Origin of the sequence: Streptomyces sp. NPDC017225 (assembly GCF_044331465.1) — a bacterium.
In the GTDB taxonomy this organism is placed as follows: Bacteria; Actinomycetota; Actinomycetes; order Streptomycetales; family Streptomycetaceae; genus Streptomyces.
In genome coordinates, this window is record NZ_JBIRNE010000001.1 from 422,602 (window position 1) to 447,407 (window position 24,806).

The 24,806-nt window shown below is 73.3% G+C and carries 20 protein-coding genes; 13 read left to right on the forward strand and 7 right to left on the reverse strand.

Features of this window, described 5'->3' with window-relative positions; translation table 11 throughout:
- The first annotated feature begins 399 nt into the window (after positions 1-399).
- The 4 genes from ACH4NX_RS01795 to ACH4NX_RS01810 all read left to right on the forward strand — a co-directional run bounded on the left by ACH4NX_RS01795 (position 400) and on the right by ACH4NX_RS01810 (position 7,227).
- Complete coding sequence (locus ACH4NX_RS01795) at positions 400-3,831, forward strand: ALF repeat-containing protein (RefSeq protein WP_398127337.1); 3,432 nt, start codon at positions 400-402, stop codon at positions 3,829-3,831.
- A 35-nt stretch (positions 3,832-3,866) separates the two neighbouring features.
- Positions 3,867-4,217 (forward strand): hypothetical protein, encoded by a 351-nt coding sequence (locus ACH4NX_RS01800; RefSeq protein WP_398127338.1) that lies wholly within the window; start codon positions 3,867-3,869, stop codon positions 4,215-4,217.
- A gap of 270 nt (positions 4,218-4,487) precedes the next feature.
- Complete coding sequence (locus tag ACH4NX_RS01805) at positions 4,488-4,994, forward strand: hypothetical protein (RefSeq protein ID WP_351401981.1); 507 nt, start codon at positions 4,488-4,490, stop codon at positions 4,992-4,994.
- Between the two features lie 34 nt (positions 4,995-5,028).
- On the forward strand, positions 5,029-7,227 hold the full coding sequence (locus ACH4NX_RS01810) for a S1 family peptidase (RefSeq protein WP_351401980.1): 2,199 nt from the start codon (positions 5,029-5,031) through the stop codon (positions 7,225-7,227).
- A 53-nt stretch (positions 7,228-7,280) separates the two neighbouring features.
- On the opposite strand, the gene ACH4NX_RS01815 is transcribed toward ACH4NX_RS01810, so the two are convergent.
- The 3 genes from ACH4NX_RS01815 to ACH4NX_RS01825 all read right to left on the reverse strand — a co-directional run bounded on the left by ACH4NX_RS01815 (position 7,281) and on the right by ACH4NX_RS01825 (position 9,180).
- Positions 7,281-7,508: a hypothetical protein gene (locus ACH4NX_RS01815; RefSeq protein WP_398127508.1), complete on the reverse strand. Its 228-nt coding sequence runs from the start codon at positions 7,506-7,508 to the stop codon at positions 7,281-7,283.
- Between the two features lie 123 nt (positions 7,509-7,631).
- Entirely contained in the window at positions 7,632-8,015 is a 384-nt protein-coding gene (locus tag ACH4NX_RS01820) for a hypothetical protein (RefSeq protein WP_351401979.1), read from the reverse strand.
- 244 nt (positions 8,016-8,259) lie between these two features.
- Positions 8,260-9,180 carry a MurR/RpiR family transcriptional regulator gene (locus tag ACH4NX_RS01825; protein ID WP_398127339.1) on the reverse strand — a complete coding sequence of 307 codons (921 nt, stop codon included), beginning with the start codon at positions 9,178-9,180 and terminating at the stop codon, positions 8,260-8,262.
- Positions 9,181-9,454: 274 nt separating this feature from the next.
- On the opposite strand from ACH4NX_RS01825, the gene ACH4NX_RS01830 reads away from it, so the two are divergent.
- Positions 9,455-9,616 (forward strand): hypothetical protein, encoded by a 162-nt coding sequence (locus tag ACH4NX_RS01830; RefSeq protein WP_351401975.1) that lies wholly within the window; start codon positions 9,455-9,457, stop codon positions 9,614-9,616.
- A gap of 55 nt (positions 9,617-9,671) precedes the next feature.
- On the opposite strand, the gene ACH4NX_RS01835 is transcribed toward ACH4NX_RS01830, so the two are convergent.
- Positions 9,672-10,343, reverse strand: a complete 672-nt coding sequence (locus tag ACH4NX_RS01835) for a nucleoside/nucleotide kinase family protein (RefSeq protein WP_398127340.1) — start codon at positions 10,341-10,343, stop codon at positions 9,672-9,674.
- Between the two features lie 54 nt (positions 10,344-10,397).
- On the opposite strand from ACH4NX_RS01835, the gene ACH4NX_RS01840 reads away from it, so the two are divergent.
- The 4 genes from ACH4NX_RS01840 to ACH4NX_RS01855 all read left to right on the forward strand — a co-directional run bounded on the left by ACH4NX_RS01840 (position 10,398) and on the right by ACH4NX_RS01855 (position 15,835).
- Positions 10,398-11,138 (forward strand): beta-phosphoglucomutase family hydrolase, encoded by a 741-nt coding sequence (locus ACH4NX_RS01840; protein WP_351401971.1) that lies wholly within the window; start codon positions 10,398-10,400, stop codon positions 11,136-11,138.
- Complete coding sequence (locus ACH4NX_RS01845; RefSeq protein ID WP_351401969.1) at positions 11,135-13,489, forward strand: glycosyl hydrolase family 65 protein; 2,355 nt, start codon at positions 11,135-11,137, stop codon at positions 13,487-13,489. The genes ACH4NX_RS01840 and ACH4NX_RS01845 overlap by 4 nt, the downstream gene beginning before the upstream one ends.
- A gap of 181 nt (positions 13,490-13,670) precedes the next feature.
- Positions 13,671-15,149, forward strand: a complete 1,479-nt coding sequence (locus ACH4NX_RS01850) for a hypothetical protein (protein WP_398127341.1) — start codon at positions 13,671-13,673, stop codon at positions 15,147-15,149.
- 197 nt (positions 15,150-15,346) lie between these two features.
- Positions 15,347-15,835, forward strand: a complete 489-nt coding sequence (locus ACH4NX_RS01855) for a DUF5709 domain-containing protein (RefSeq protein ID WP_351401964.1) — start codon at positions 15,347-15,349, stop codon at positions 15,833-15,835.
- 88 nt (positions 15,836-15,923) lie between these two features.
- On the opposite strand, the gene ACH4NX_RS01860 is transcribed toward ACH4NX_RS01855, so the two are convergent.
- Positions 15,924-16,145, reverse strand: coding sequence for a hypothetical protein (locus ACH4NX_RS01860; protein ID WP_279565300.1), 222 nt, complete (start codon positions 16,143-16,145; stop codon positions 15,924-15,926).
- A gap of 148 nt (positions 16,146-16,293) precedes the next feature.
- Positions 16,294-17,508 (reverse strand): beta-1,3-glucanase family protein, encoded by a 1,215-nt coding sequence (locus tag ACH4NX_RS01865; protein WP_398127342.1) that lies wholly within the window; start codon positions 17,506-17,508, stop codon positions 16,294-16,296.
- A gap of 485 nt (positions 17,509-17,993) precedes the next feature.
- On the opposite strand from ACH4NX_RS01865, the gene ACH4NX_RS01870 reads away from it, so the two are divergent.
- Both ACH4NX_RS01870 and ACH4NX_RS01875 read left to right on the forward strand, forming a co-directional pair.
- Positions 17,994-18,896 carry a GNAT family N-acetyltransferase gene (locus ACH4NX_RS01870; RefSeq protein WP_398127343.1) on the forward strand — a complete coding sequence of 301 codons (903 nt, stop codon included), beginning with the start codon at positions 17,994-17,996 and terminating at the stop codon, positions 18,894-18,896.
- Between the two features lie 132 nt (positions 18,897-19,028).
- Complete coding sequence (locus tag ACH4NX_RS01875) at positions 19,029-19,415, forward strand: hypothetical protein (protein ID WP_351401985.1); 387 nt, start codon at positions 19,029-19,031, stop codon at positions 19,413-19,415.
- A 9-nt stretch (positions 19,416-19,424) separates the two neighbouring features.
- Here the strand turns inward: ACH4NX_RS01875 and ACH4NX_RS01880 are convergent, their stop codons facing one another.
- On the reverse strand, positions 19,425-20,306 hold the full coding sequence (locus tag ACH4NX_RS01880; protein WP_351401958.1) for a Gfo/Idh/MocA family oxidoreductase: 882 nt from the start codon (positions 20,304-20,306) through the stop codon (positions 19,425-19,427).
- A 436-nt stretch (positions 20,307-20,742) separates the two neighbouring features.
- Between ACH4NX_RS01880 and ACH4NX_RS01885 the strand changes: the two genes are divergently transcribed.
- Together ACH4NX_RS01885 and ACH4NX_RS01890 are read left to right on the forward strand one after the other, a co-directional pair.
- Positions 20,743-21,678, forward strand: a complete 936-nt coding sequence (locus ACH4NX_RS01885; protein ID WP_351401956.1) for an alpha/beta hydrolase — start codon at positions 20,743-20,745, stop codon at positions 21,676-21,678.
- 248 nt (positions 21,679-21,926) lie between these two features.
- Positions 21,927-24,719, forward strand: a complete 2,793-nt coding sequence (locus ACH4NX_RS01890) for a LuxR C-terminal-related transcriptional regulator (RefSeq protein WP_398127344.1) — start codon at positions 21,927-21,929, stop codon at positions 24,717-24,719.
- The last annotated feature ends 87 nt before the right edge of the window (positions 24,720-24,806 follow it).

Genomic DNA, 24,806 nt, shown 5'->3' on the forward strand with positions numbered 1-24,806 from the left:
AGCTGTCGTACGGTGCGGCGAAACTCACCGAGGCGGCCTGCCCTGTGATGGTGCGGGATCCACGCGATGTGCTTTCGTCAGAATCCGCAGGGTGATCGAGCGGGATATCGGCTAATTCGAGTCTCCATCGATTCTTTACCAAGATCACTACAACCATTTGAGGGTGTGACGCACATCACGATGAATACCTGAAGGTTACCCGATTTCTTCCTGTTTTCTGCATTGGACGAGTCCACCGGGCCCGGCTTCGATAAGGAACTTGGACCGCAGGGGGGCGGCGAGATTCCCCTCGTAATCGAAAAGGGAGTCGCGATGTCACAATCACGACGGATATTCAACAGACGCCAGTCACTGGCCATTTTCGGCGGGATCGCGGCAGGTACCGCACTGCCTCTGGGGGTGTTCGGGTCCCGACCCGCGTACGCGGCGGGCACGGCGGCGGCCGACGGCGGTACACGGCTGCCCGACACCGACCGCGGCAAGGTCGTGCGGGCGTACCGGACCGGCGGCCGCGCGGTGCGCACGGCCGCGGCGGCGGCGCTCGTGGGCAGCGCGGACAACGTGGCCACGTTCCTCGGCGAGAAGCTGCCGGCGGCCACGGCCGAGGACAACCGGTTCACGCTCACCGAGGCCCTGGTCAGCGCGGGCAAGTCCACGCGGACCGGGATCGGGCAGGCGCTGTCCGGCGGGGACGCGGCGGTCGCGGCCTATCTGCGGGGCGGCTTCGCGGCGGCCGTGACCGAGGACCTCGAAGTGGGCGTGACCACGGTCAACGCGCACGGCGGCAAGGCCGTCAAGCGTGAGTCCGCCCAGGCGCTCGAAGCCGGTACGGACTTCGCGCTGCGGGACTTCCTCAGCACCGGGCAGCACGACGCACACGACGAGGACCAGCGCGTCCAGGTGACCTCCATCCTCGTGACCGCCTCGCCGCAGGTGCGGGAGTACGCGGAGCGGGCGCTCGACGACGGATCGCCGCGGGCGATCCAGTGGTTCCTGACGACGGGGCAGTACATCGCCCGGGCGCGGGATGAGGAGTCGGCGGAGATCCAGCAGCTGGTCAAGATCGTGGAGTCGGAGGGGCGGCGCGCCGAGCGCAAGACCGACGAAGCGGTCGAGCTGTCCGAGCAGGCGGTCCAGGCCGCCAGGAAGGCCAAGACGGCCGCGCTGGAGGCGAAGGCCGAGGCGCAGGCCGCCGAGCAGGACGTGCAGCGCTCGGCCAGGGCCGCGAACAAGGCGGCGCGGGCCGCCCAGGGTGCCGCGGCCGCCGCGTCGACCGCGGTGTCCGCCTCGCGTACCGCGCAGGCCGCGGCCCGGCGTGCCGTGTCCGCCGCGAACGCCGCCGCGGCAGCCGCCGCCGCTGCGGGGCGCGCCGCGTCGCGTGCCTACCGCGCCGCGATCAGCGCCTCCAAGAACGCGAACATGGCGGACGCCGCCAACCAGGCGGCGCAGGCCGCGCGGCTCATGGTCGGCTGGGTGCGCACCGTGGCCGCGAAGGCCAAGCTCGCGGCCCTCGCCTCCGATGCGGCCGAGGCCGCGGGCAACGCCGCCGCGGGTGCCGCGGTCGACTCGGCCGCCGCCGCGCGCGCTTCGGCCTCCGCCGCCGTGTCCTCCGGTGCCGCGCAGTCCGAGGCCGCCGAAGCGCAGCGCCAGGCCGCCATCGCGGAGGCCGCGGCCGGCCGGGCCACGGCGGCCGCGAGCCGGGCCTCGACTCTGTCCCGCAGGTCGGCCGCCGCCGCGCGTACCGCGTCCGCCGCCGCCGACAGCGCGGCCAACCACGCGGAGAAGGCGGCCGATGCCGCAGAGGAAGCGGCCCGGCACGCCGGCGAGGCCGTGGACTACGCCAACCGCTCCAGGGACGCCGCGAACGCCGCCGTGGACGCCGCGAACAAGGCGTACGAGGCCGTCACCGAGGCGCGTACGGTCGAGCAGGAGGCCCGTGAGGCCGAGATCGCCCGGCTGAACGAGGAGACCGAGGAAGCGATCGAGGTCGCCAAGCAGCTGCGGAGCGAGGAGACCGACCGTCTGGAGCGCTTCAACCGGGAGCGCACGCAGGAGGCGCGGCTGTCCGATGAACTCGTCGCGCTGATCACCGCGATGGAGGCGGCGCTCGCCGGCGGCCGGACCGGGGAGGCCGTGAGCAAGGGTCGGCAGGCCGCCGTCCGGCTGCTCGACCGGTCCGGTACGTGGACCCGCGAGGCCGCCGAGTTCGCGCTTGCCGGCTCGGACGAGGACGTACTGCGCTGGATCGAGGCCGACCGGGTCATCGCGCTGCAGCAGGACAACGCGGAGAACGTCGCGGCCACCGCCGCGATCTCCACGCAGAACGTGGCCGAGGCCGCCTCGGCGGCGCTGCGGACCGAGGACGCCGCCACCATCAGGACCTTCCTGGAGAAGGGCGCGGTCGAGGCGGCGAGGGACGACAACGAGGTCGAGATCACCACGCTCCTCGCGGACTCCTCCACCGGCACCGCCGTACGGCGTGCCGCCGAGGCCGCCCTGTCGGACGGCTCCGCCGAGGCGCTGCACACCTTCCTGCACGTGGAGCGCGCCGCTGCCGTCCACGAGGACGACAAGGTGGCGGCCACCACGCTCCTGGAGTCCGGCGGCCCGTACGTACAGGCCGCGGCGAAGGTCGCCCTCGAAGGCGATACGCACATGCTGCGCCAGTTCATCGGCACGACGCAGCACGAGTTCGCGCGCATCGACCACGATCACGCCACGCACATCAGCGCGATCCGTGCGGCGATCGCGCGGGCGGCCAAGATCGCCGAGGACGCTCTCGAGGACGCGGCACGCGCCTCCGAGGCCGCTGCCATCGCCCGGCAGGCCGCCAAGGAGGCCACCGAGTGGGCCAGCAAGGCCCAGGGCTGGGCGGCCGACGCCAAGGCCTCCGCCGAGGAGGCCCGCAAGAACGCGGAGGCCGCGGAAGCCTCCGCGGCCGCCGCCGCCAAGTCCGCGCAGACCGCGGCGAACGCGGCCGCGGCGGCCCGCAGGGCGAGCAGTGTGGCGCGGGACGCGGCCAACCGGGCCGTGCGCTCCGCCTCGACCGCCGCGGCCTACGCCGCCGACGCGCAGGCCTCCGCGACGAAGGCCCGGCAGGCCGAGCTCGCGGCGGGCAAGTCCTTCGCCGAGGCGGCCATCGCCGCCACCGAGGCGCGGATCCTGGTCATCCAGGCCGCGATCCAGCAGGCGATCCAGGACTCGATCGACAATTCGAAGGTGCCGATCGACGGCGAGACCGGGCTTCCCGACGGCGCCGAGAGCTGCCTGACGCCGTTCGGCGCCCCGATCGAGCACAGCAACAGCACCAACCCGTGGGAGCTGGGGTGGAGCTGGCTGACCGGTGACGGCCCCAGGTTGCAGTGTTTCGGCCCGAACGACGAGTTCACCGGCATCTACCGTGGGCACGAGCACACGCAGGGGGTCCTGGACTACTTCCTCAACGAATGGCAGCGGACCGGGAAGTACGAGCTGGGTCACACCTACATGAACGACTACATGCTCAGCGGTTTCGACGGCGCCGGCAAGTACCTCACGGACTACGGGACGCTCACCACCGGCGGGCTCACCGGCAACCTCGCGTACACGTTCCTGGGCTCGCATCAGGTCCGTATGACTCCCATCCGGGAGAACTCGGACGGATCGGTCACCTGGCGCTACACCGCGTACAACGAGTCGGACATCGAGTCGGCGACGCACCCGCCGGTCATCGGGTACACGGACTGGTGGAGCGACACCGTGGGCGCGCTCGTCGACAAGGTCGTCGGTGACGAGGGGCCGATGTCGCCCAAGAACCAGGTGATCGAGTTCAACGTTACGCTGGGCCCGTGACACGCGAGAGGACAAGTGAACGGTGGCTCTTCGCCGTGCTCGCCGCTTCCGCGGTGCTCGTCTCGGGGTGCTCGGCGGAGGTCGACCCGGAGAAGCTGCCCGGCGTGTACCGCAACGACGACGGCGGGCAGATCGAGCTCTCGGCGGAGGGCACGTTCTCGGCCACCGGTGTGACGACGAGCGAGGGCGCGGATCCGGTCGATTTCAGCGGCAGCTGGGAGTATGAGGACCCGGGCACCAAGAACGATTTCGTGTACTTGGGGGTCGAGGACGGCGGGCTCGGCACGACCGGCGGGATCCAGCTCTATGTAGACGATCAGGACACGCTGTACTTCCGGTCCGATCCGGACGGTCCGATCACGCAGGAACTCGACAAGACGAGCTGAGTGGCCTGACGGCGCAGAGCGGTAAGGCCGCGGAGTTTTCCTCCGCGGCCTTTCCCTTTTCTTCCCGGACACCTCTCGGCGGGTCACATCGCAAGCTGTTATGAAGTCGTTGTAAAGATCACCGCAACCCTCTCCGGGCGTGACGCGGATCACGGCCCGAACTCGCCGGTTGCCCGATTTCTGTCCGTTTTAGGAATTGGACGTGTTCACCAGGTGCCAGCTTCGATAGGGGGCTTGAACCCGAAGAGCTGTCGAGTTTCTAGGACTGTGATGAAGCCACGCAACGCATACGTGCGCATTCTGGGCGCCTCGGTCACCGCCGGCGCCCTGGCATGGGCCGTGCTCGCCCAGGGTGGCGCGAGTGCCGCCTCCGGGTCCTCCGCCGAGCCCGTCGCCGAGGCCGTGCCCGGCTACGCCGTCGAGGACTACAACTACCCGAACGCCGACAAGATCCTGGCCGAGCAGAACATCGTCCTCAAGCGCGGCGACGGCCACATCGTGCTCGCCGACTGCGCCGACGGGGGCAACCTCCTGCAGTTCCTCGCGCGCGACCACGAGGACGTCTGCTTCAAGGTCACCGCCGACGAGGGCTTCCTGACCCTCGAACTGCCCGCGGTGCACGGGGTGAAGACGGATGACTCCGCCAACACCCACCTGGAGATGACCGCCGAGGGTGACCAGGTCGAGTACGACATCCCCGCGGACACGTGGAAGGGCGTCGGCGAGTCCGTCGACGGACGCGAGCACGTCCTGGTCGAAATTCGCGTCACCAACTAGTCTGCGTCGTCCTGTGATTGAGGAAACCACTCGTATGCCTTCCATAAGACCTCCCCGTCTGGCCGCGCTCGGCGCGGTCCTGGCCGCCGGGTCGCTCGCGCTGAGCACGGCACCCGCCGTCGCCATCACCGGCGGCACGCCGGTCGCCGACTCGGACACCACCCACGCCTACACCGCACAGATCACCGTCGGCGCCCACGACCGCGGCTGCTCCGCCGTCCTCGTCGACGCCGAATGGCTGCTCACCGCGGCCAGCTGCTTCGCCGAGGACCCGGCTGCCTCGCTCGCCGTCCCGGCCGGCGTCCCCACCAAGACGACCACCGCTGTCATCGGCCTCTCCGGTACGCAGGGCGCCGAGCGCCGCGTCGTCGAGATCGTGCCGCGCACGGACCGCGATGTGGTCCTGGCCCGCCTCAACCGGCCCGTCACCAACGTGACCCCGGCCCAGCTCGCCACCACCGCGCCCGCGGCCGGTGCGGAGCTGACCTTCGCCGGATACGGCCGCACGAAGACCGTATGGGCACCGCTCAAGCTGCACACCGGCACCTACACCGTCGACTCCACCGCGGCCACCTCCGCAGGCGTCACCGGCAAGGACGGCGCGGCCGCCTGCATGGGCGACACCGGCGGCCCGGTCATCTCCGGCGGCAAGCTCGTCGGCCTCAACAGCCAGTCCTTCCAGGGCGGCTGCCTCGGCATCGACGAGACCCAGACCTCCACCGCGGGCGTCATCGCGCGCGTCGACGACCTCGCCTCCTGGATCGACGCGCAGGCCGGCGCCACCCGCATCGTCGACTTCAACGGCGACGCCGTCGAGGACATCGCCATCGGCGACCCGATGGCCACGGTCGGCGGCGACACCACCGCGGGCCTCGTCCGTGTCGTCCACGGCGGCGGCAAGGGCACCGCCGAGATCACCCAGGACCTCGACTGGGTGCCCGGCGGCGCCGAGGCCGGGGACCACTTCGGCGGCCACCTCGCGACCGTCGACTACAACGAGGACGGCTACACCGACCTCGTCGTCACCGCCTCCGAGGAGAACGTCGGCAGCGCGGTCGACGCCGGCTTCGTCGACATCCTGTTCGGGGGCAAGGACGGCCTCGGCAGTGGCCCGGCCGCCCGCCACTTCGAACAGGGCTCCGGCAACGGCTCCATAGGCACCTCCACGCCCGAGGACGGCGACCGGATGGGCGTCTCCCTCGCCGCGGGCACCACCGCCGAAGGCAAGCCGTGGATCCTGATCGGCACGCCGGGCGAGGCGCTCGGCTCGCTCACCAAGGCGGGCGGTGCCTTCTACGTGCACGGCGACACCAACATCAGCATCAACCAGGACACTGCGAACGTCCCCGGCGCGGCCGAGGCCAACGACGCCTTCGGCACGTCCGTCACGGGCGACTCCAACTTCATCGCCATCGGCGCTCCCGGTGACGCCATCGGCGGCGACGCGAACGCGGGCAACCTGGCCGTGCTCAGCCACAAGCTGGACGCCGACGGACGGCCCACCGTGGTCACGGGCATGGACCAGGACGACGAGAAGATCAGCGGCGGCGCCGAGGCCGGTGACAAGTTCGGTCAGGCCCTCGCGCTGGTCGCCTACCGCCCGTCCGGTGCGGCCACGGCCACCGACTCGATCCTCGCGATCGGCTCGCCCGGTGAGGCTCTGCCCGCCGAGACCGGCGGCGCGCAGCGGGCCGGCGCGGGCAACGTGATGCTCGTGCACATCGAGGCGGACGGCACCTGGGACTACATGCACGCGCTCAACCAGGGCACGAGCACAGACGACCGCTCCGGCGGGATCGAGGCCGGTGACGGCGCGGGTTCGGCCCTGAGCGCGGTCAACACCGCGCCCCGGGAGGTCGGTTCCGCCGCCACCCTGAAGGTCGCCGTCGGCACCCCCGGCGAGGATCTCGCGGGCGTCGCCGACGCCGGTGCCATCCACACCTTCTCGCTGATGGGCGCGGCGGGCGCCAACGACCTGTGGGTCGAGGCCGGCGACGGCGACGGCATCCCCGGTTCCCCGGGTGAGGGCGACAAGCTGGGCACGAGCATCCACTTCACCCCGCGGAACCTCTACGCCGGTATGCCCTACGGGCCCACCGCCACCGGAGCCCTGCACGTCCTGCCGTTCCCGAACGCCGTAGCGGGCGGTACGAGCAGGCCCGCGACCACGTACCAGCCGGGCCAGGGCGGACTCCCGGCCAACGGCAACTACTTCGGGTACTCGGCGCGGTAACGGCTGCCGCCGTACGACATGGGCCCCCGGGTGCCATCCGGTGACGCTGTTGGTCAATTCGGGGGCAGGCTCTTCTCGGCCCCGCCGGGCTTCGGCCCGGCGGGGCCGAGTGCTGCGAAGTGGCTGGTGCGGGAGCGGGCCCGGAGTGGGGCGGCGAGGTGGGCGTCGATACGGGCGGCCGGCGTCCGCTCGGCCGGCAGCACGTCGTGCTGGGTCAGCATCGCCCGCTCGCTCGCGACCAGGGCCAGTTCGGCACGCCGCAACGCGGTGAGATCCTGCACGAAGCCGTGCACCTCGACGGGAACGCCGTCGGCGCCCGCCGAGGCCTCGGCGACCAGCGGCAGATGCCGGACCCCGGTCGGTGTCCTGCTCCGGAAGGGGACGTCGCACGGCCGTTGCGCGGGTCAACGCCCGGCGGCGCCCCGCTCGACCAGCGCCTCGGTGACCGCCCGCACGCTGCGCGCGATGTGCTGCAACTGCAGGACTTCCGCCGCGTACAGCTTGATGGTGTGCTCGATGACCGACTCGGGCAGGCCGAGCCGGGGCAGATCCGCCCGGGCGGTCCGCAGCGCGGTGCGGGCCACCCGGATCTCGTGCTGGACCTGGATCTGCGCGTGGCGGGCGAGCAGTACGGGGTGGCGGATCAGCGCCGGGTAACCGGCATAGCGGGCCGGCACCAGCTCGCGCAGCCACCTGGCCGCCGAGCGCTCCCAGTCGTAGCTGCCGGGGGCCTTGACCTGGCAGGGCCAGTCCGGGCTGGTGCGCGTGGTCGTCAGGGGCATGATCATCGCCTTTGGGGGTGGGCGTCGACGGGTGGGGCGACGGATGGGACGGCCCCGGTCCAGGCGGAGGTCAGGGGATGCTCGCGCGGATGCGGACGCGCTCCGGCGTGGCCGGGTCGCGATCCGTGAGCAGTATTTATATATGCCATCCGCTTTGCAAGGCGTATGAAAACATTCATGCCCGCTGAGACACGGACGGCCCCCGCCCGCGCCGGCCAACTGCCCGCGGACCCCCAGAAGGTGCGCCGGTTCAGTCCCGGAGGAAGAAGTGGTGCTCTTCGGCGACCTGCTCGTACTCCTCCAGGCGGGCCTGCGTCCGCTCGGGATCGGCGTCGGTCATGGCCTGCAGCAGCGCCGCGCACATCACGCCCGGTGCCGCGTAGGAGTCGAAGACCAGCCGCGCCCCCGTGCCGGTCGCGAAGGTGACGTCGGCCTCGTCCACCACGGGGCCGAGCGCCAGGTCGGTGATCAGCGCCACCTTCAGTCCGGCACCGCGTGCCACCCGCACGGCGTCCAGGGTCTCGTGGGCGTGCCGGGGCAGCGAGAAGGCCAGCACCCAGGTGCCGCCCGCCTCCCGGGACTGGAGCAGGGCGTCGTAGGCGACGCTTCCGCCCCGCGTCACCAGGCGCACGTCCGGGTGGACCCGGCGGGCGGCGTAGGCGAAGTACTCGGCGAGCGAGACGGAGATGCGCAGCCCGAGGACGGTCAGCGGCGCCGAGCCGGCCAGCTCGCGGCCGACGTCGATCACCCGGTCGGCGTCGGCGAAGTCGCGCCGCAGGTTCTCCAGGTTCTCGATCTCGGCGTCGACGGCCGCCTGGAGTTCGTTGCCCCGGTTCTCCTCGGCGGCCGGGGCGCCGCCCCGGGTGCCCAGCGCGATCGACTGGAGCCGCTCCCGCAGCGCCGGGTAACCGCTGAAGCCGACCGCCGAGGCGAACCGTGTGACCGACGGCTGGCTCACACCCACCCGGTCCGCGAGGTCGGTGATCGACAGGAACGCCGCCTCGGTGAGGTGCTCGATGAGGTACTGCGCGATGCGCCGCTGTCCGGGGGAGAGGCGGGGCCGGTCGAACAACGTCCTGAGCCGGGACGTGGGGGAGGCCTCCGATCCGGGGGCCGCCCGTCCCGAGGTGATCGCCGATGTTTGGGCGCGTGCCTGCTGCGGCGATGGCACGGGTGCGCCTCCTCTGTCTCCCACGGAGGTCAACATAGCTCACCCCCCATGACCGGCCGGGCGGTGTCAGCGGCCCTGCCGGGGCCCGCGCGGCCCGGAAGGCACCTCGCCCGCGACCGGCCGCACCCTCCTCGTGAATCGGCAGCCGCGCCCCGTGGGGGATAGCACCGAGCTGTCCGGGAACCCGCCGTCACGGAGGCGAAAGCCTCCACGCGACACAGCACCACGGAACACAGCACCCACGGAAACACAGCACGGACGAGGAGTCCCCGTCATGACCGTCCCGGAAGAGAACCGGCCGAAGACCGACACCACCGACGACGTTCTCGAGCAGCGTGACGAGGACGCGCCCCGCCCGCCCGGTGGCACCGGCCGGACCATGCGCGAGGCCCTGGAGGAGGCGCATGTCCGCCCCGACGACTACGACGAGGAATGACCGCGCCATAGCCGGTCGACCAGGCGATTCGCGGTCCTGATCCGACGGCCGCGGATCACGACCGGGTGACCGGCACCGCCGCTTCCGGTACCACGAGGTCGGCGCGGTCCCGGGTCGCGGCGACCAGGTCGGCGTTGCGCTGGTCGGTACCGAGCGCCCAGGCGAGCGCGTCCTCGGGGGACTTGCCGAACCGCTCGTGCCGCTCCACCAGCCTGCGGACCCGCTCGGTCTCCGCCGGCTCGCAGAACCACACCTCGTCGAGCCGGGCACGCACCCGCGCCCACGCGCCGGTCCGAAGCAGCAGGTAGTTGCCCTCCGTCACCACCAGCCGGGCCGATGGCGGCACCGGCACGGCCCCGGCGATCGGCTGCTCCAGCTCCCGCTCGAATCCGGGCGCGTACACGATGTCGCCCGCCGCCTCCTCGCCGTCCGTCCCCTCGCGCAGCCGGCGCAGCAGTGCCGCGTACCCGGCCGCGTCGAAGGTGTCGGGCGCGCCCTTGCGGTCCCGGCGGCCGAGCCGGTCCAGTTCGGCGTCGGCGAGGTGGAAGCCGTCCATGGGGACGTGCGCGACCCACGGCTCACCGGGGCCGTTCAGCTCCCGCACCAGATGCCCGGCGAGCGTCGACTTCCCGGCGCCGGGGCTCCCGGCGATGCCGAGGATCGCCCGCCTCCCGCTCCGCGGGAGGCAGCGGGCGCGGGTGAGGAGGTCGTCGAAAGTCAGCGGCACACCGCAGAGTGTGTCACCTGATCGGACCCGCCCCGGCGGGGAACTGTGTCGGGTATGACCACGCAGCTCGGACTTCCCGACGACATCCAGGCCTGTCTCTTCGACCTCGACGGGGTCGTCACCAGGACGGCGGTGGTGCACGCCGCCGCCTGGAAGGAGACGTTCGACGCCTTCCTGCGCGAGCGGGACGGCGCGGACTTCCGCCCCTTCACCGACTCCGACTACGGCGAGTACGTCGACGGCCGCCCCCGCGCCGACGGCGTCCGCTCCTTCCTCACCTCCCGCGGCGTCGAACTGCCGGAGGGAGACCCGGACGACCCGCCGGACGCGCGGACCGTCAACGGCGTCGGCAACCGCAAGAACGAACTGCTCCTGAAGAAGATCCGCACCGACGGCGTGGAGCCGTACGAGGGCACGCTGCGCTACATCGACGCGGTCCGCGCCGCCGGCCTCGCCACCGCCATCGTCTCCTCCAGCGCCAACACCCAGGACGTCCTGCGCTCCATCGACGCCGAGCGGCTGTTCGACGTACGGATCGACGGAGTGGTGGCGCGGGAACGGGAACTGCCCGGCAAACCGCGGCCCGACACCTTCCTGGCCGCCGCCCGCGACCTCGGCGTCGAGCCGCCCCGCGCCGCCGTCTTCGAGGACGCGCTCGCCGGTATGGACGCGGGACGCTCCGGGCACTTCGGCTACGTCGTCGGCGTCGACCGCGTCGGCCAGAGCGACGCCCTCTACGCCCACGGCGCCGACCGCGTGGTCGAGGACCTCGCCGAGCTGGGAGGCCAGGCATGATCACCAACCGGACGTACGCCGTCGAACCCTGGTCCGTGCGCGAGACGGCCCTCAACCTCGACCTCCTCGCCCAGAGCGAGTCCGTCTTCGCCCTGTCCAACGGGCACATCGGCTGGCGCGGCAACCTCGACGAGGGCGAACCGCACGGCCTGCCCGGCAGCTACCTCAACGGCGTCCACGAACTGCACCCGCTGCCCTACGCCGAAGCGGGCTACGGCTACCCCGAGTCCGGCCAGACCGTCATCAACGTCACCAACGGCAAGCTGCTGCGGCTGCTCGTCGACGACGAGCCCTTCGACCTGCGCTACGGGCGGCTCACCCAGCACGAACGCACCCTGGACCTGCGGCGCGGCGTACTGGAGCGGACCTGCGAGTGGACCTCCCCGGCGGGGACGACCGTCCGGGTGCGCTCCACCCGGCTGGTCTCCCTCACCCAGCGGGCCATCGCCGCAGTGGAGTACGAGGTCGAACCCGTCGACAGCCGGACCCGGGTGGTCATCCAGTCGGAGCTCGTCACCAACGAGAGCCTGCCCGACCCCGACGGCGACCCCCGGACGGCCAAGGCGCTGCGGTCCCCGCTGGAGCCCGAGGAGGACCTGGCCATCGGGTCCCGGCTGCGGCTGGTCCACCGGACCCGGCGCAGTGGGCTCAGGGTCGCGGTGGCCGCCGACCACGTCGTCGACGCCTCCGGGGAGATCACCACCAGCAGCGAGAGCAACACGGACGTGGCCCGTCTGACCATCACCTCCGTGCTGGAGCCGGGACAGCGGCTGCGGGTGCAGAAGACGGTCGCCCACGGCTGGTCGGGCGCCCGCTCCCGGCCCGCGATGAGCGACCAGGTCGAGGCCGCGCTCGCCGCCGCCGCGCACAGCGGCTGGGACGGCCTGGTGGCGGAACAGCGCGCCTACCTCGACGACTTCTGGGCCCGGGCGGACGTCGAGGTGCACGGCGACGAGGAGATCCAGCAGGCCGTCCGCTTCGCCCTCTTCCACGTCCTGCAGGCCGGGGCCCGCGCCGAACAGCGGGCGATCCCGGCCAAGGGACTGACCGGCTCCGGCTACGACGGGCACGCGTTCTGGGACACCGAGATGTTCGTGCTGCCCGTGCTGACCTACACCGAACCCAAGGCCGTCGCCGAGGCGCTGCGCTGGCGCCGGGACACCCTGCCCGCCGCCCGGGACCGCGCCACCCAGCTCGGGCTGCGCGGCGCCGCGTTCCCGTGGCGGACCATCGACGGCTCCGAGGGCTCCGCCTACTGGCCGGCCGGCACGGCCGCCTTCCACGTGGCCGCCGACATCGCGCACGCCGCGGTGCGGTACACCGCGGCGACCGGCGACACCGACTTCGAACGCGACACCGCCCTGGAACTCCTGGTGGAGACGGCCCGCCTGTGGCGCTCGCTCGGCCACCACGACCACCACGGCGTCTTCCACATCGACGGCGTCACCGGCCCGGACGAGTACAGCGCCATCGCCTACGACAACACCTACACCAACCTCATGGCGCGGTCGAACCTGCTCGCCGCGGCCGACGTGTGCGAACGCCACCCGGACGAGGCCACCCGCCTCGGCGTCGACGACGAGGAGAGCGCCGCCTGGCGGGACGCCGCCGAGTCCGTGCACATCCCCTACAACGACGAGATCGGCGTCCACGAACAGCACTCGGGCTTCACCCGCCACCAACGCTGGGACTTCGCCCACACCGCCGCCGACCAGTACCCGCTGATGCTGCACTTCCCCTACTTCGACCTCTACCGCAAGCAGGTGATCAAGCAGTCCGACCTCGTACTGGCCATGTACACCTGCGGCAGCTGGTTCGACGCCCACTGCGACGAGGACCAGATCGCCCGCAACTTCGCCTACTACGAGCCGCTGACCGTACGGGACTCCTCCCTGTCCGCGTGCTGCCAGGCCGTCGTCGCCGCCCAGACCGGGCATCTGCGCCTGGCCTACGACTACGCCGCCGAGGCCGCCCTGATGGACCTGGCGGACCTGGAGCACAACACCCGCGACGGCCTGCACATCGCCTCGCTCGCCGGTACGTGGATGGCGCTGGTCGCCGGGTTCGGCGGCACCCGCCGGGACGGTGACAGCCTCCGGTTCGCGCCACGCCTGCCCGAGAAGTTCAGCCGCCTCGCCTTCCGGCTCCAGTTCCGCGGGCGGTGCCTGCGCGTGGAGATCGGCGCCGACAGGGCGACGTACACGCTGCTGAGCGGCTCCCCCCTCACGATCCGCCACCACGGGAGCGAGCTGACCGTGAACGGGGACGGCCCCGTCACCCGCGCCGTCCCCGCACCCGAACGGCGCCCCACTCCCGAACAGCCCCCGCACCGCCGTCCCAACGCCCGCTGACCCGCCGGACGCGGGTGAGGAGGGGGCTGAAACGAGACGGCTCGACTGGCCGAGCAGTACCCTGCGCGTCCCTGGTACGCGGGTTAGTTTGACCTTGGTTTCCCGGTTTCCGGGCTCCCGCCACCGGCGGCAGGAGGTGAGGACGAGCGGCCCCGCGACGAGCGGGGGTGAGGGGTGCACGATGGCCGACGGCGCGAACGCCATACTCGCCGGCAGACGGCGGGACCCGGCGGCGACGACGTCCGGCAGCCGACGGCGCCTCGGCGGCGACGCCCCGCTCGCGGTGGTGGCCGCCGTCTTCACAGTGGTCCAACTGGCCTTCGTCCATACGTGGATGGGGCTCGGCTGGGACGAGATCGTCTACACCAGCCAGGTCACCACCCACCACCCCGCCGCCTTCTTCAGCGCACCGCGCTCCCGCGGCGTCTCGCTGCTGGTGGCGCCCGTCGCGTCCTGGTCGTCCTCCACCGAACTGCTGCGCGTCTACCTCGCCGTACTGTCCGGCGTCGGCCTGTACCTCGCCCTGCGCGCCTGGAAGGGACTGTTCCCGGCCCGCGTCCTGGCCACGGCCGGCGCCTTCTTCGCCACCCTGTGGGTGACCCTCTTCTACGGTCCGCAGGCCATGCCCAACTACTGGGTCGCGATCGGCGCCCTGATCTGCGTGGGCTGCTTCCTGCGCGCCTGGCAGGGGCAGTCCGGCCGGGCCGCGCTGTGGGGCGTGGTGGCCGGGGCCGCGCTGATGACGTGGATGCGGCCCACCGACGCGGTGTGGGTGACCGTCCCCCTGCTGGTGCTCGTCCTCGTCCGCCGCCACTGGCTGCTGCTGCTCGCCCTCGCGGGCGGCCTCGCGGCCGGGGGAGTGGAGTGGGTGATCGAGGCGTACGGCTGGTACGGCGGCCTCGGGGAGCGTCTGTCGAGGGCCTCCGAGATCCAGGGCGGCCTCGGCTGGAACATCGCCGTCGACGACCAGATGCGCAGCCTCGGCGGGCGGGGCCTGTGCCGCCCGTGCACCGGGTCGATGCCGCACCCGGTGGTCACCGCGTGGTGGATCCTCCTGCCGGCCGTCGCCGTCCTGGGCGTCGTCGTCGCGGCCCGGGCCCGGCGTACCGCCCGCACACTGATCCCGTTCGTCTGCGCCGTGACGGCCGCGCTGCCGTACCTGTTCATGATCGGGTACGCGGCGCCCCGCTTCCTGCAGCCCGCCTACGCCCTGCTCGCCATCCCGGTCGCCGACGCCCTGTGGCACCTGGCCAGGACGGAGCACGGCCGGTGGCGTCCGGTGGCCGCGTCCCTCGTCGCGCTCGCGCTGGCCGGGCATGTGACGGTGCAGCTCGTCGTCCTCGAGGGCACCGTGGACCGCAATGTCGACAGCCGCGAGGACTGGGCCCGCGTCGCGGACGAGCTGCACCGCCTCGGTGTCCGCCCGCCCTGCCTGGTCACCGGGCACGAGTCCATCCCGATCGGCTACTACACCGGCTGCTCCTCCGGCTCCACCAGCGGCAACAACGAGAACACCACCGCCGCCGAGATCGTGGAGAGTGCCCGCCGCGTCCCGGTCGCCGCCGTCACCGGTCCGGGCGGGACCCCGCCCGACTACGCCCGCGACTGGACCCCGCACCGCGTCACCGACCTGACCGTCCGCGTCGCACCACGGGGATGAGGGTCCCGGTCCGGGAACGGGTCGGAGAGCGGGTACCGGCAACGGGGCGGAGAGCGGGTACCGGCAACGGGGCGCAGGTCGGGTATCGGGAGCGGGTCGGAGATCGCGTACCGAGAACGGGTTAGAGATCGCGTATCGGGAAACGCGAACCGGACACCCAGACCACCGAGCCGACGCAGCGCGAGAGGGAGGCAGCGATGGGCACGGACCCGATGGCCGACGACGTCTACCAGCCCACCGGAACCAACGAGGAGCAGGAGGACGCCGCGCCCCTCGACCTCCAGGACGCCGTCGACGAGCGGACCTACGACGACACGCTCGACGAGGGCTACTCCCCGCCGGAGAAACCCCTCGGCGTGACCAAGCACGGCACCACCGCCGCCGAGCAGCACGACGGCGAGAGCCTCGACGAACGGCTGGCCCAGGAGACGCCCGACGTGTCCGTGCCGGACGGGGACGGAGTGGGCGACAAACCCGATGGTGAGGGCGAGCCGGTCGATCCCGAGGCGGGCACGGACCGCTCCGGCCGGCTGGTCGCCCCCGACGAGGGCGTACGCACCGACACGACCAAGGAGACCGTCGCCGAGGACGTCGGCATCGACGGCGGTGCGGCGGGCGCCGAGGAGGCCGCCATGCACGTCGTGGAGGACGAGACGGCGCTGCCGGACCGGGAGACCGGCCAGTAGGGTCCCGGCCGAGCGCGCTCACGCGTCACGTGGCCCGGGCCGGTGCTCAGAGCACCGGCCCGGGCCACGTGACGTCCGTGCCGCCCGGTCAGGGCAGCAGCTTGTCGAGGGCGGCGGGACCCTCCTCGTCCAGCTTGCGCCTGGCCCATTCGAGGTTTTTCGGGGTGACGTCCCGGCCGGCCGCCAGGACCAGGTCCTCCGGGGACACGTCGGTGCCGTTGCGGGTGTGGAGCAGTTCGTCCGGTGTGGCGCGGTCGTCGCCCGCGCGGGCTTCGGACGGCCGGGAGGCATCGGGCTGTGACGTCGACATGATCAGTGCTCCTCGAATCCGGATCGCTGCTTCGGTGCCGTGCTGTTGTCGGTCCCGAATATCCCGATAACACCATTCAATGCGGAAGCCGCCCGCGCATCCGGAGGGCGACGCTCCAGCCCCGCCGCCCGCCACCCGCCGCGCCTCTCTAGAAGGCGGTGAGCGTCAGCCGGAACCCGGTGGGCGCGGTGTCCTGGATGTAGGAGGCGAAGTCCGCCACGTCGTCGAAGGCGAAACCGTACGCCCTGCCGTCCTCGGTGGCCGCGTGCACCGCCTTGGAGTAGTGGTTGGTCAGCGCGGTCCCGTAGAACGCCGAGGGGTCGGTCGTCGGCTGGGCCGCCGAGGAGAGCAGTGTGGAACGGTTGAAGCCGGCGCCGAGGACCGCGGCGACGGGGCCGGTCGTGCCGTCGTTGGGGGCGGCGAGGGCACCGTCGCAGAACAGCACGTCCCGGGTGGACGGCTTGGCGAAGGACACCTGGGCGGGCCCGTCGAAGGTCAGCCGGTCACCGCGCACCCGGCCGGTGAAGGTCCCGGCGTTGGTGGTGATCCTGAGGTCCTTGCCGGTGCAGGTGCTCCAGACCTCGTCGATGTACGGGGCGAGGTAGTCCTCGGGGAACAGGCCGGCGTCCAGTCCGTGCCCGGGGGCGATGATCCGGGTGTCGTCCACGACCAGTGGGGAGAACTCCTCGGTCCGCCGCAGCGCGTCGAAGGCGGCCGTCCGTCCGCCGGCGCGCACCGTGCCCGTGGTCTGGTCCTTTGCGCCGGTCAGCCGGATGGCGAGCGGCACGCTGAACATGTCGACCATGGTGGTGTTGCAGAACATCCCGGCCGAGTTGTAGGTGAACTCGGCGCAGTCGTGCAGCACCCCGTAGTTGGGATCGGACTCGACCCAGCCCGCCGGGTACTGCAGCGCCGCGTCGCCGGCGCCGTCCGCGACCACCTTGAACCTCAGCTTCGCGCCGAGCGACACGTAGATCCGGCCGGAGAGGTGGGGCAGGTTCAGCCTGGTCTCGCCGCTGCCGGCGAGGCTGATCGCGTAGTCGGTGTAGCCGTCGGCGCCGTTGTCCGACAGCGCCACGGGTGCGACGGTGCCGTCGGGGGTGACGCGCACCTGCCGGCCGTCCTGGTTGCCGACGATGTAGACGTGGACGTCGGCGTTGCCGAAGGAGCCGGTGCTGTTGACGATCGTCAGTGGCAGGGTGCCCGCGGCCTTGGCCTCGGGGGCGGCCGGGTCGCCGTCCGAGCCGACGCCCGCGAGGGCGTGCGGTGCGACGACGGCGGCGAGGGGCGCGGCCACGGCGGCTCCGCCGAGGGCGACCAGCAGCTTGCGGCGGCCCGGCGGGCGCTGGTGACGAGGAGTCATGTGGGGGGTCTCCAGAGTGATCGGAACATGACAGTGGGAGAGATGTCTGAGAGCGCTCTCACGACGTGGCCGATGGTACGCAGGACGGATGGCCCGGCCAACCGTGTCCCTGAGCCCTCAAACCCGTTGCCGCAGATGGGACTTGGGGTGACCGGCGTCGCGCGGGGAAGGCTTAACCGTTGTTTAAGGCCCGTTTAATCCGGGCGCGCGATCCGCGCCCACGATCCGGTGCGGGAGTCCGGTGCGGAGGTCCGGTGGGGAATTCGCTGCGGGAGTCCGGTGCGGGGTTCCACGCCGCCGGTCCGTGCCGGAAAACCGGTGGCCGCGCTATCGCGGCACTCTGTACCGTGTGGCCCACGCCTGGAGACCGGCGGAAGGGGGGCAGAGCCGTGCAGCTCACCTCGCTCCCGCACTCCCTGTCCGTCGCCCCGGCGTACCTGGACCGTCCGGGAGCGCATCACGTATGACGCATCCCGGAGGAATCCGTGACCGATCTGGTCATCCGCGCGCTCGACGCGAGCGACGCCCATCTCTTCGACGCTCTGCCCGATCCGCTGGACGCCCGTGAGGGCCACCGGCTGACCCGCCACCGCCCCGACTGGCAACGGGTCGCCCTGCGCGACGGAACCGTCGTCGCCCGCGGCGCCTGGTGGGGCGGCCCCGACGACACCGAACCGGTCACCGTCAACTGGTTCGACGTCGCCGAGGGCGAGGAGGAAGCCGGAGCCGAACTCCTGCGCACCGCCCCCTGGCAGGTCGAACTCGAACTGAACCCGCCCGGCACCTGGCGTGAGGATCCCGCCCTGCGCGCCGCCACCGAGGCCCGCTTCACCGCCGCACGGGCCGCCGGGTACGACCTCCTGGTCGAACGCTTCCTGTACCGCTGGACCCCGAAGTGCGGCCTCCCCGAGCGGCCCGGCCGTCTGGACTTCCGTCCCGAACCCGACGACGCGGTGTTCTTCGACGCGCTGCGCCGCATCCACTCCGCCACCCTGGACGCCCACGCGCTGATGGACATCGAGGAGGGCGGGCTCGACCGGGCCGCACAGTCGGAGCTCGACTTCTTCCGCTGGTGCCCGTCACCGCGGGAGTGGTGGCAGGTGGCGTACACCCCGCGGGGCGAGCTCGCGGGCATCCACGTCCCGGCGCACAACCCGTCCGGTCCGTGCGTCGGCTTCATCGGCGTCCTGCCGGAACACCGCGGACTCGGGTACGCCTACGACCTCCTGGCCGAGTGCACCCACTTCCTGGCCGAGCGGGGCGCGGAGTTCGTCTCCGCCGCGACGGACCGGGGGAACCACCCCATGGCCGCCAACTTCACCAAGGCCGGCTACCCGGTCGTGCGGGAACGGATCAACTTCCGTCCCGCAGCGGCCGGTAGCCGGTAGCCGGTAGCCGGCAGCGCACAGCCGACGGCCGAGGACCGGAGCGCACCGGGCCGGAGGTTCTCCGGCCCGGTGCCGGTGACGGGTGGCATGCTGTCCCGCGCAGTGATCGGCGGTGCGGGTGGCGGAGGCGATGTGGGGTTCGAGGGCGAGACCTGGTACGTGCGCGCGGCGCCGGACGCGGGGGAGCGAGCGGACGAGGCGGAGGACGCGCAGGCCGGTGCCGAGGTCGGGGAGATCGTGATCGACGACCCCGACTTCCCCTGGCTGTCGGGCCGGTTCCGTGCCGGCCCGGGGTTCGGCGCCGTCCAGGACCTCTTCGCCCGCGAACTCGCCCTGGCCGAGCGGGACGACGAGGGACACTGGGAGGAGTGGGAGACGGTCTACGCCGAGATCGAACGACGCGTGCGGCTGGTCTCTCCCGACGGCCCGGTCGCCGAGTTCCTGCTGCACATCCAGGGCGAGCGGGCCTGGTTCCGGTGGAGCGACGAGCCGTTCCAGCGGGAGGGGGCCGGCGACTGATCCCGGTCGCTACCGGCGGTTCAGCAGGGCCTCGGCCGCGGCGAGGACCTCGGTCACCCGCAGGCCGAACGCGGCGTCGCAGGCGTGCGGACGACCGCCCCCGGCGGAGGCGAGGAGTGCGTCCGCGGCCCGCAGCAGAGCGGGCACCGGCCCCTCAGCGGTCTCCGGGAGGAGCGTCACACCGGCCCGGCCGCGCAGCTCCACGGTCGCACCCGCCGCGGCGGGGGGCGCCGTCAGGCTGAGCGTGAGCGTGCTCGAGGCACCGCCGGTGTGGTCGAGGACCAGATGGACGGTGTCCCCGGGCCCCGGTGCCGCCGCGGCCACACGCCGCGCGTCGCCGAGAACCGGCAGCAGCACGGACAGGGCGTGCGGCCCAACGTCCCACAGGGCGCCCTTCTCCCGTCGCCACGGCGAGTCGGCGAACGGGCTGTCGCCGGTGAACACCGCGCCGAGCCACTGCGCCCGCGCCGTGAACCAGCCATCCACAGCGGCCTGTTCGGTGATCCACGCCTCGGTCTCGGGCTGGAACCGCGCGGTGAAGAAGACGACGGAGGCGACGCCCGCCGCCCGCACCGCCTCGACCACCGCCCGCCCCTGCGACACCGTCGTCGCCAGGGGTTTGTCGAGCAGCAGATGGCACCCGGCCCGCGCCGCGCGTACCGCCAAGTCGGCCTGCACGTTCGGAGGCAGCGCGACCGCGACGGCCTCCACGTCCGCCAGCAGGGCGTCGACGTCGTCGTAGGCGCGCGTGCCGTGCCGGTCCGCGAGCTCCTTGGCGGCGTCCGGGCGACGTCCCCACACTCCCACGAAGTCCAGGCCGTCGTGTCCGCGCAGGGCGGGGGCGTGCGTCATGTCCGCCCAGGGGCCGGTGCCGAGCAGTCCGATGCGCATGCCGTCGCCTCTCCACGGTGCGGGGCCCGTCGCGGGGCCGCCGACGCTCCTCCATGACGACCGGCGTACGACACAGCCCGGCCGGTGCCGAGCGTGTCACACCGACCGGGTGCCCGGGCAAGCCCCCGGGCGCCGGGACACGACGCCACCACAACTGCCCGGTCGGTGTGTTCTTTCCCGCCCCGGGGCGCCCCGGGGGAGGCCGGCAGACCGCGACACCGCACGCCCGGCCCCCGCCCGCCCTCCGCCACCCCACCCGTCGTACGAGACCGGTGATTCTGCCGATCCCCCCGCCCGCCCCGCCCGCCGACAGTGGCACCGCCAGTTCATCGGCGACGCCCGTCCGGCGGATGTCCCGGGACGCGACCCCACGTGTTCCGGGCCCGTGTGCGATCACCGGCCGGGCCCCTCGCCACGACCGAGAGGACGACTCCTCGTGCAGCAGAACCCCCACACCCACGCCGCCTCCCGGGCCGCGCGCCCGGCGTTCCGCGGAGCGCGGCGGCGGCTCGCCGGCGTCACGGCGGCCGTGGCCGCCGTCGTCGCGCTCTCCACCCTCACCAGCCCCGGCGCCCAGGCCGCCGCGGACAACCCCTACGAGCGCGGCCCGGCGCCCACCGAGTCCAGCATCGAGGCACTGCGCGGTCCGTACTCCGTGGCGGACACCAGCGTCTCCTCGCTCGCGGTCACCGGCTTCGGCGGCGGCACGATCTACTACCCGACGAGCACCAGTGACGGCACGTTCGGCGCCGTCGTGATCTCGCCCGGCTTCACCGCGTACGAGTCCTCCATCGCCTGGCTCGGTCCGCGGCTGGCCTCCCAGGGCTTCGTCGTGTTCACCATCGACACCAACACCACGCTGGACCAGCCGGCCTCCCGGGGCCGGCAGCTGCTGGCGGCCCTGGACTACCTCACCGAGCGCAGCTCCGTCCGCGGGCGGGTCGACAGCAGCCGGCTCGGCGTCATGGGCCACTCGATGGGCGGCGGCGGCTCCCTGGAGGCCGCGAAGTCCCGGCCCTCACTCCAGGCGGCCATCCCCCTCACCCCCTGGAACCTGGACAAGAGCTGGCCCGAAGTCAGCACCCCGACGCTGATCGTGGGGGCCGACGGCGACAGCGTCGCCCCGGTCTCCTCGCACTCCGAGCCGTTCTACTCCAGCCTGCCGTCCCGGACGGACCGCGCGTACCTGGAACTCAACAACGCGAGCCACTTCACGCCGAACACGTCGGACACGACGATCGCGAAGTACAGCATCTCCTGGCTCAAGCGGTTCATCGACAACGACACCCGCTACGAGCAGTTCATCTGCCCGCTGCCCCGGCCGAGCCTGACCATCGAGGAGTACCGGGGCAACTGCCCGCACGGCTCCTGACACCCCCGGCACTCCCAACGGCACCACTTGGCGCCACCCGGCACCATCCGGCGGCGGTCGCGGGCACCTCGCGGCCGCCGCCGGCCCGCTGTGCCGCCGCACGGCCCCGGAGCGGGACCGCTGGGCAGCGGCACAGTGCACGGATCCGGCCGCACGGTCCACAACCGCAGGTGACACGGCCGACACCCGGCCGGCCGCGGCGGACCGATGGCTTCCGCGTCAGGTTACGCGCGCGTAACCTCCCGGGAATGACCGGAGAGACGACCGTACGTACGGCCGTGCGGATCCACGGCCGGAGCGCGCAACGGCAGGCGGTGCGCGCCCTTCTGGACGGGCTGAGCACCCACAGCGGCCACCTCCTCGTGACCGGCGAACCCGGACTCGGCAGGACCGCCCTCCTCCAGTGGGCCGCCCGCTCCTTCCGGGCCGGTCCCGTACTCGACCTCGGGCCCGGCCCGGACCAAGGCGCGCGAGGCTCCGCCGAGGACCTGCTGGGCACCCTGCGGGCGGCGGCCGGCGAGGCGCCCGTGCTCGCGTGCGTCGACGACGCGCACCTGTGGGACGCCCGCGCCCGGGCCGCGCTGGGCCGAGCGGCCGGACTCCCGCACACCGCGGGACGCGTCGGTCTGCTCCTCTCCGCCGCCACAGACCGCGCCGTCGACCCGGAGTTCGCCCACCTGCCCGCCGTACGCCTGGACCCGCTCACCCCGTCGCAGGCCGGCGCCCTGCTCGACGACGTGACCGACGGCGCCGCCGACCCGGCCGTCCGCGAGGAACTGCTGGCCGAGGCCGAGGGGAACCCGGCCCTGCTCCTCGCCCTCGTCCACCGGCTGTCACCCGCCGAACTGCGCGGCCACCGTCCCCTGCCCAGACCCCTGGCCGACGCCGGGACCCTGGCGGAGGTGGCGGGCGAGGCGCTGACCGGCCTGTCCGCACACGCCCGGGACCTGCTGCTGACGGTGGCGGCGGCCGTGCGGGCGTCGGACGGACCGGACGTGGACGCCGGCCCGGTCCTCGACGCCGTACGGCGTCTGCGGCCGGCGTCCGCGCCCTCCCTGGAACCACTTCCGGCGCCCCTCGCGCTGGCCGACGACCGGCTCCGCTTCCACGGTCCGCTGGTCCGCCGTACGGTCCACGCCACCGCCGCACCGGACCGGCGCCGCGCCGCGCACCGCGCGCTGGCCGACGTACTGGAGGCCGGCGGCCATCCGCTCCCGGGGCTGCTGCACCGCTCCTGGTCACTGACCGGCCCGGCGCCCGAACCGGCCCTCGCGGACCGGCTCGCGGCGGTGGCGGCCGACGGCACGGTGCCGGCCTCGTACCGGCTGCGCGCGGCGGCGTACGCCCGTGCCGCCGAGCTGACCGCCGACGGTCCGTCCCGGGCGGAGCGGTACACGGCAGCGGCCGAGCACGCCCTGCTCGCCGGCCGGCCCGACCGGGCACGTCCCCTGCTCGCCGCGGCCCGCGGCTGCGCCGCGCCGGACGGGGTGCGGGGGCGGGCCGAGCTGGTACGCGGCCTGACGGAACTCCGGGACGGCCCCGTCGGCGACGCCCACCAGTCCCTGCTGCTGGCATCCTCCCTGCTCGCCGCGGACGCCCCCGCCGACGCCGCGACCGCCGCGCTGGCCGCCGCCGACGCCGCCTGGGCGGCGGGCGACCTGCCGGCCTGCCTCGCCACACTCGTGCCCGACCCGCCGCAGTCGCACCAGCACCAGCCCCCGGCTCCCCGGCACACCGACACCGCGCACCACCCGGCACGGCCCGTGGACGCTGCCGTGCCGGGTGACGCGGGAAGGCCGCCCCCGGACCCGGTGCGCGACCACCGCGTCGGCATGCGGGCGCTGCTCGAGGGACGGCTCGACCGGGCCGCCGAACCGCTCGGCCAGGTGGTGGAGCGGGCCAGGACCGACCACCGGCCCGAGGGCCTGCTGAGGTCGGCGTCGGCCGCCCTGCTGCTCGGCGACGTGGAAGCCGCCCGCCGGGCCGGGGCGCGGGCCCTGGCCGCCGCCCGGCAGCTCGGGTCGGACGCGCTGGTGCCACGGGCACTGGAGTACCTCGCCTACGCCGAGCTGCGCGCCGGCCGGCACCCGCAGGCCCGCGCCCACGCGGAGGAGGGGCTGCGCACCGCGCTGCGGACCGGGCAGCGCAACACGGCGGCCCACCACCGGGCGGTGCTGGCCCTCGCGGCGTCGATCGAGGAGGAGCCGGACGTCGTCGCCCGGCACGTGACGGCCGCGCTGACCACCGCACGGCGCCACGGACTGGCCCAGGCGGCCACCCTGGCGGAGTGGGCGGCGGCCCGGGCCGACCTGGGGCGGGGGCGCCCGCTGGACGCCGCCGACCGGCTAGGACTCCTGGTGCTGCCCGGACCCGGGCGCGGACACTTCGCGGTGTGGCGGCTCGCCGTGCCGTGCTTCGTGGAGGCCTCGGTCCTCGCCGGCCGCCACGAGGACACCGGCGCGGTCCTCACGGACTTCGCCGACTGGGCGGCGTTCGGGGCCGATCCGCAGGCCGCCGCGCAGCTGGCCCGCTGCCATGCGCTCCTCGCCCCGCCGGACCGCGCCGACGCCCTCTACCGGCAGGCACTCGCCCGGCACGAGGAGGCGGGCGGCGACTTCGAACGGGCCCGTACGGCGCTGCTGTACGGCAAGTGGCTGCGCCGACGGCGCCGGCCGCGCGAGGCCCGCGGCCGCCTCGGCACCGCGCTGGCCGGCTTCGACCGCTGCGGCGCCGGCGTCTGGGCGGCGCAGGCACGCGGCGAGCTGCGGGCGCTCGGAGCGGCGTCGCACGGCGGCGACGCGGGGGCGCCGACCAGGTTGACCCGCCTCACCCCGCAGCAGCTGCGCATAGCGAGACACGTCGCCGAGGGCGCCACCAACCGCGAGGTCGCGCTGACCCTCGCGGTGAGCATCCGCACCGTCGACTACCACCTCCGCAAGGTCTTCGCCGCACTCGGCGTACGGTCCCGCCTGGAGCTGGCCCGTGTGGTCGAGCAGGCCGAGCACGCCGGGCCGGCCGAAAAGACCGGTGCACAACCCTAGGGACCGACCGGACGGTATGTCATCCTTCGGGCAGGACGAGTCAGGGGGCATGCCCGGCACGGGCGGACAGCCCGTCGCGGGGCGCCC

Excerpts from the sequence above, each read along its gene's own strand:
- ACH4NX_RS01805 (WP_351401981.1), top strand. The coding sequence starts at position 4,488 with ATGAAGCCACGCAACGCATACGTGCGCATTCTGGGCGCCTCGGTCACC.
- ACH4NX_RS01810 (WP_351401980.1), top strand. The coding sequence starts at position 5,029 with ATGCCTTCCATAAGACCTCCCCGTCTGGCCGCGCTCGGCGCGGTCCTG.
- ACH4NX_RS01820 (WP_351401979.1), bottom strand. The coding sequence starts at position 8,015 with ATGATCATGCCCCTGACGACCACGCGCACCAGCCCGGACTGGCCCTGC.
- ACH4NX_RS01830 (WP_351401975.1), top strand. The coding sequence starts at position 9,455 with ATGACCGTCCCGGAAGAGAACCGGCCGAAGACCGACACCACCGACGAC.
- ACH4NX_RS01840 (WP_351401971.1), top strand. The coding sequence starts at position 10,398 with ATGACCACGCAGCTCGGACTTCCCGACGACATCCAGGCCTGTCTCTTC.
- ACH4NX_RS01845 (WP_351401969.1), top strand. The coding sequence starts at position 11,135 with ATGATCACCAACCGGACGTACGCCGTCGAACCCTGGTCCGTGCGCGAG.
- ACH4NX_RS01850 (WP_398127341.1), top strand. The coding sequence starts at position 13,671 with ATGGCCGACGGCGCGAACGCCATACTCGCCGGCAGACGGCGGGACCCG.
- ACH4NX_RS01855 (WP_351401964.1), top strand. The coding sequence starts at position 15,347 with ATGGGCACGGACCCGATGGCCGACGACGTCTACCAGCCCACCGGAACC.
- ACH4NX_RS01860 (WP_279565300.1), bottom strand. The coding sequence starts at position 16,145 with ATGTCGACGTCACAGCCCGATGCCTCCCGGCCGTCCGAAGCCCGCGCG.
- ACH4NX_RS01865 (WP_398127342.1), bottom strand. The coding sequence starts at position 17,508 with ATGACTCCTCGTCACCAGCGCCCGCCGGGCCGCCGCAAGCTGCTGGTC.
- ACH4NX_RS01880 (WP_351401958.1), bottom strand. The coding sequence starts at position 20,306 with ATGCGCATCGGACTGCTCGGCACCGGCCCCTGGGCGGACATGACGCAC.
- ACH4NX_RS01890 (WP_398127344.1), top strand. The coding sequence starts at position 21,927 with ATGACCGGAGAGACGACCGTACGTACGGCCGTGCGGATCCACGGCCGG.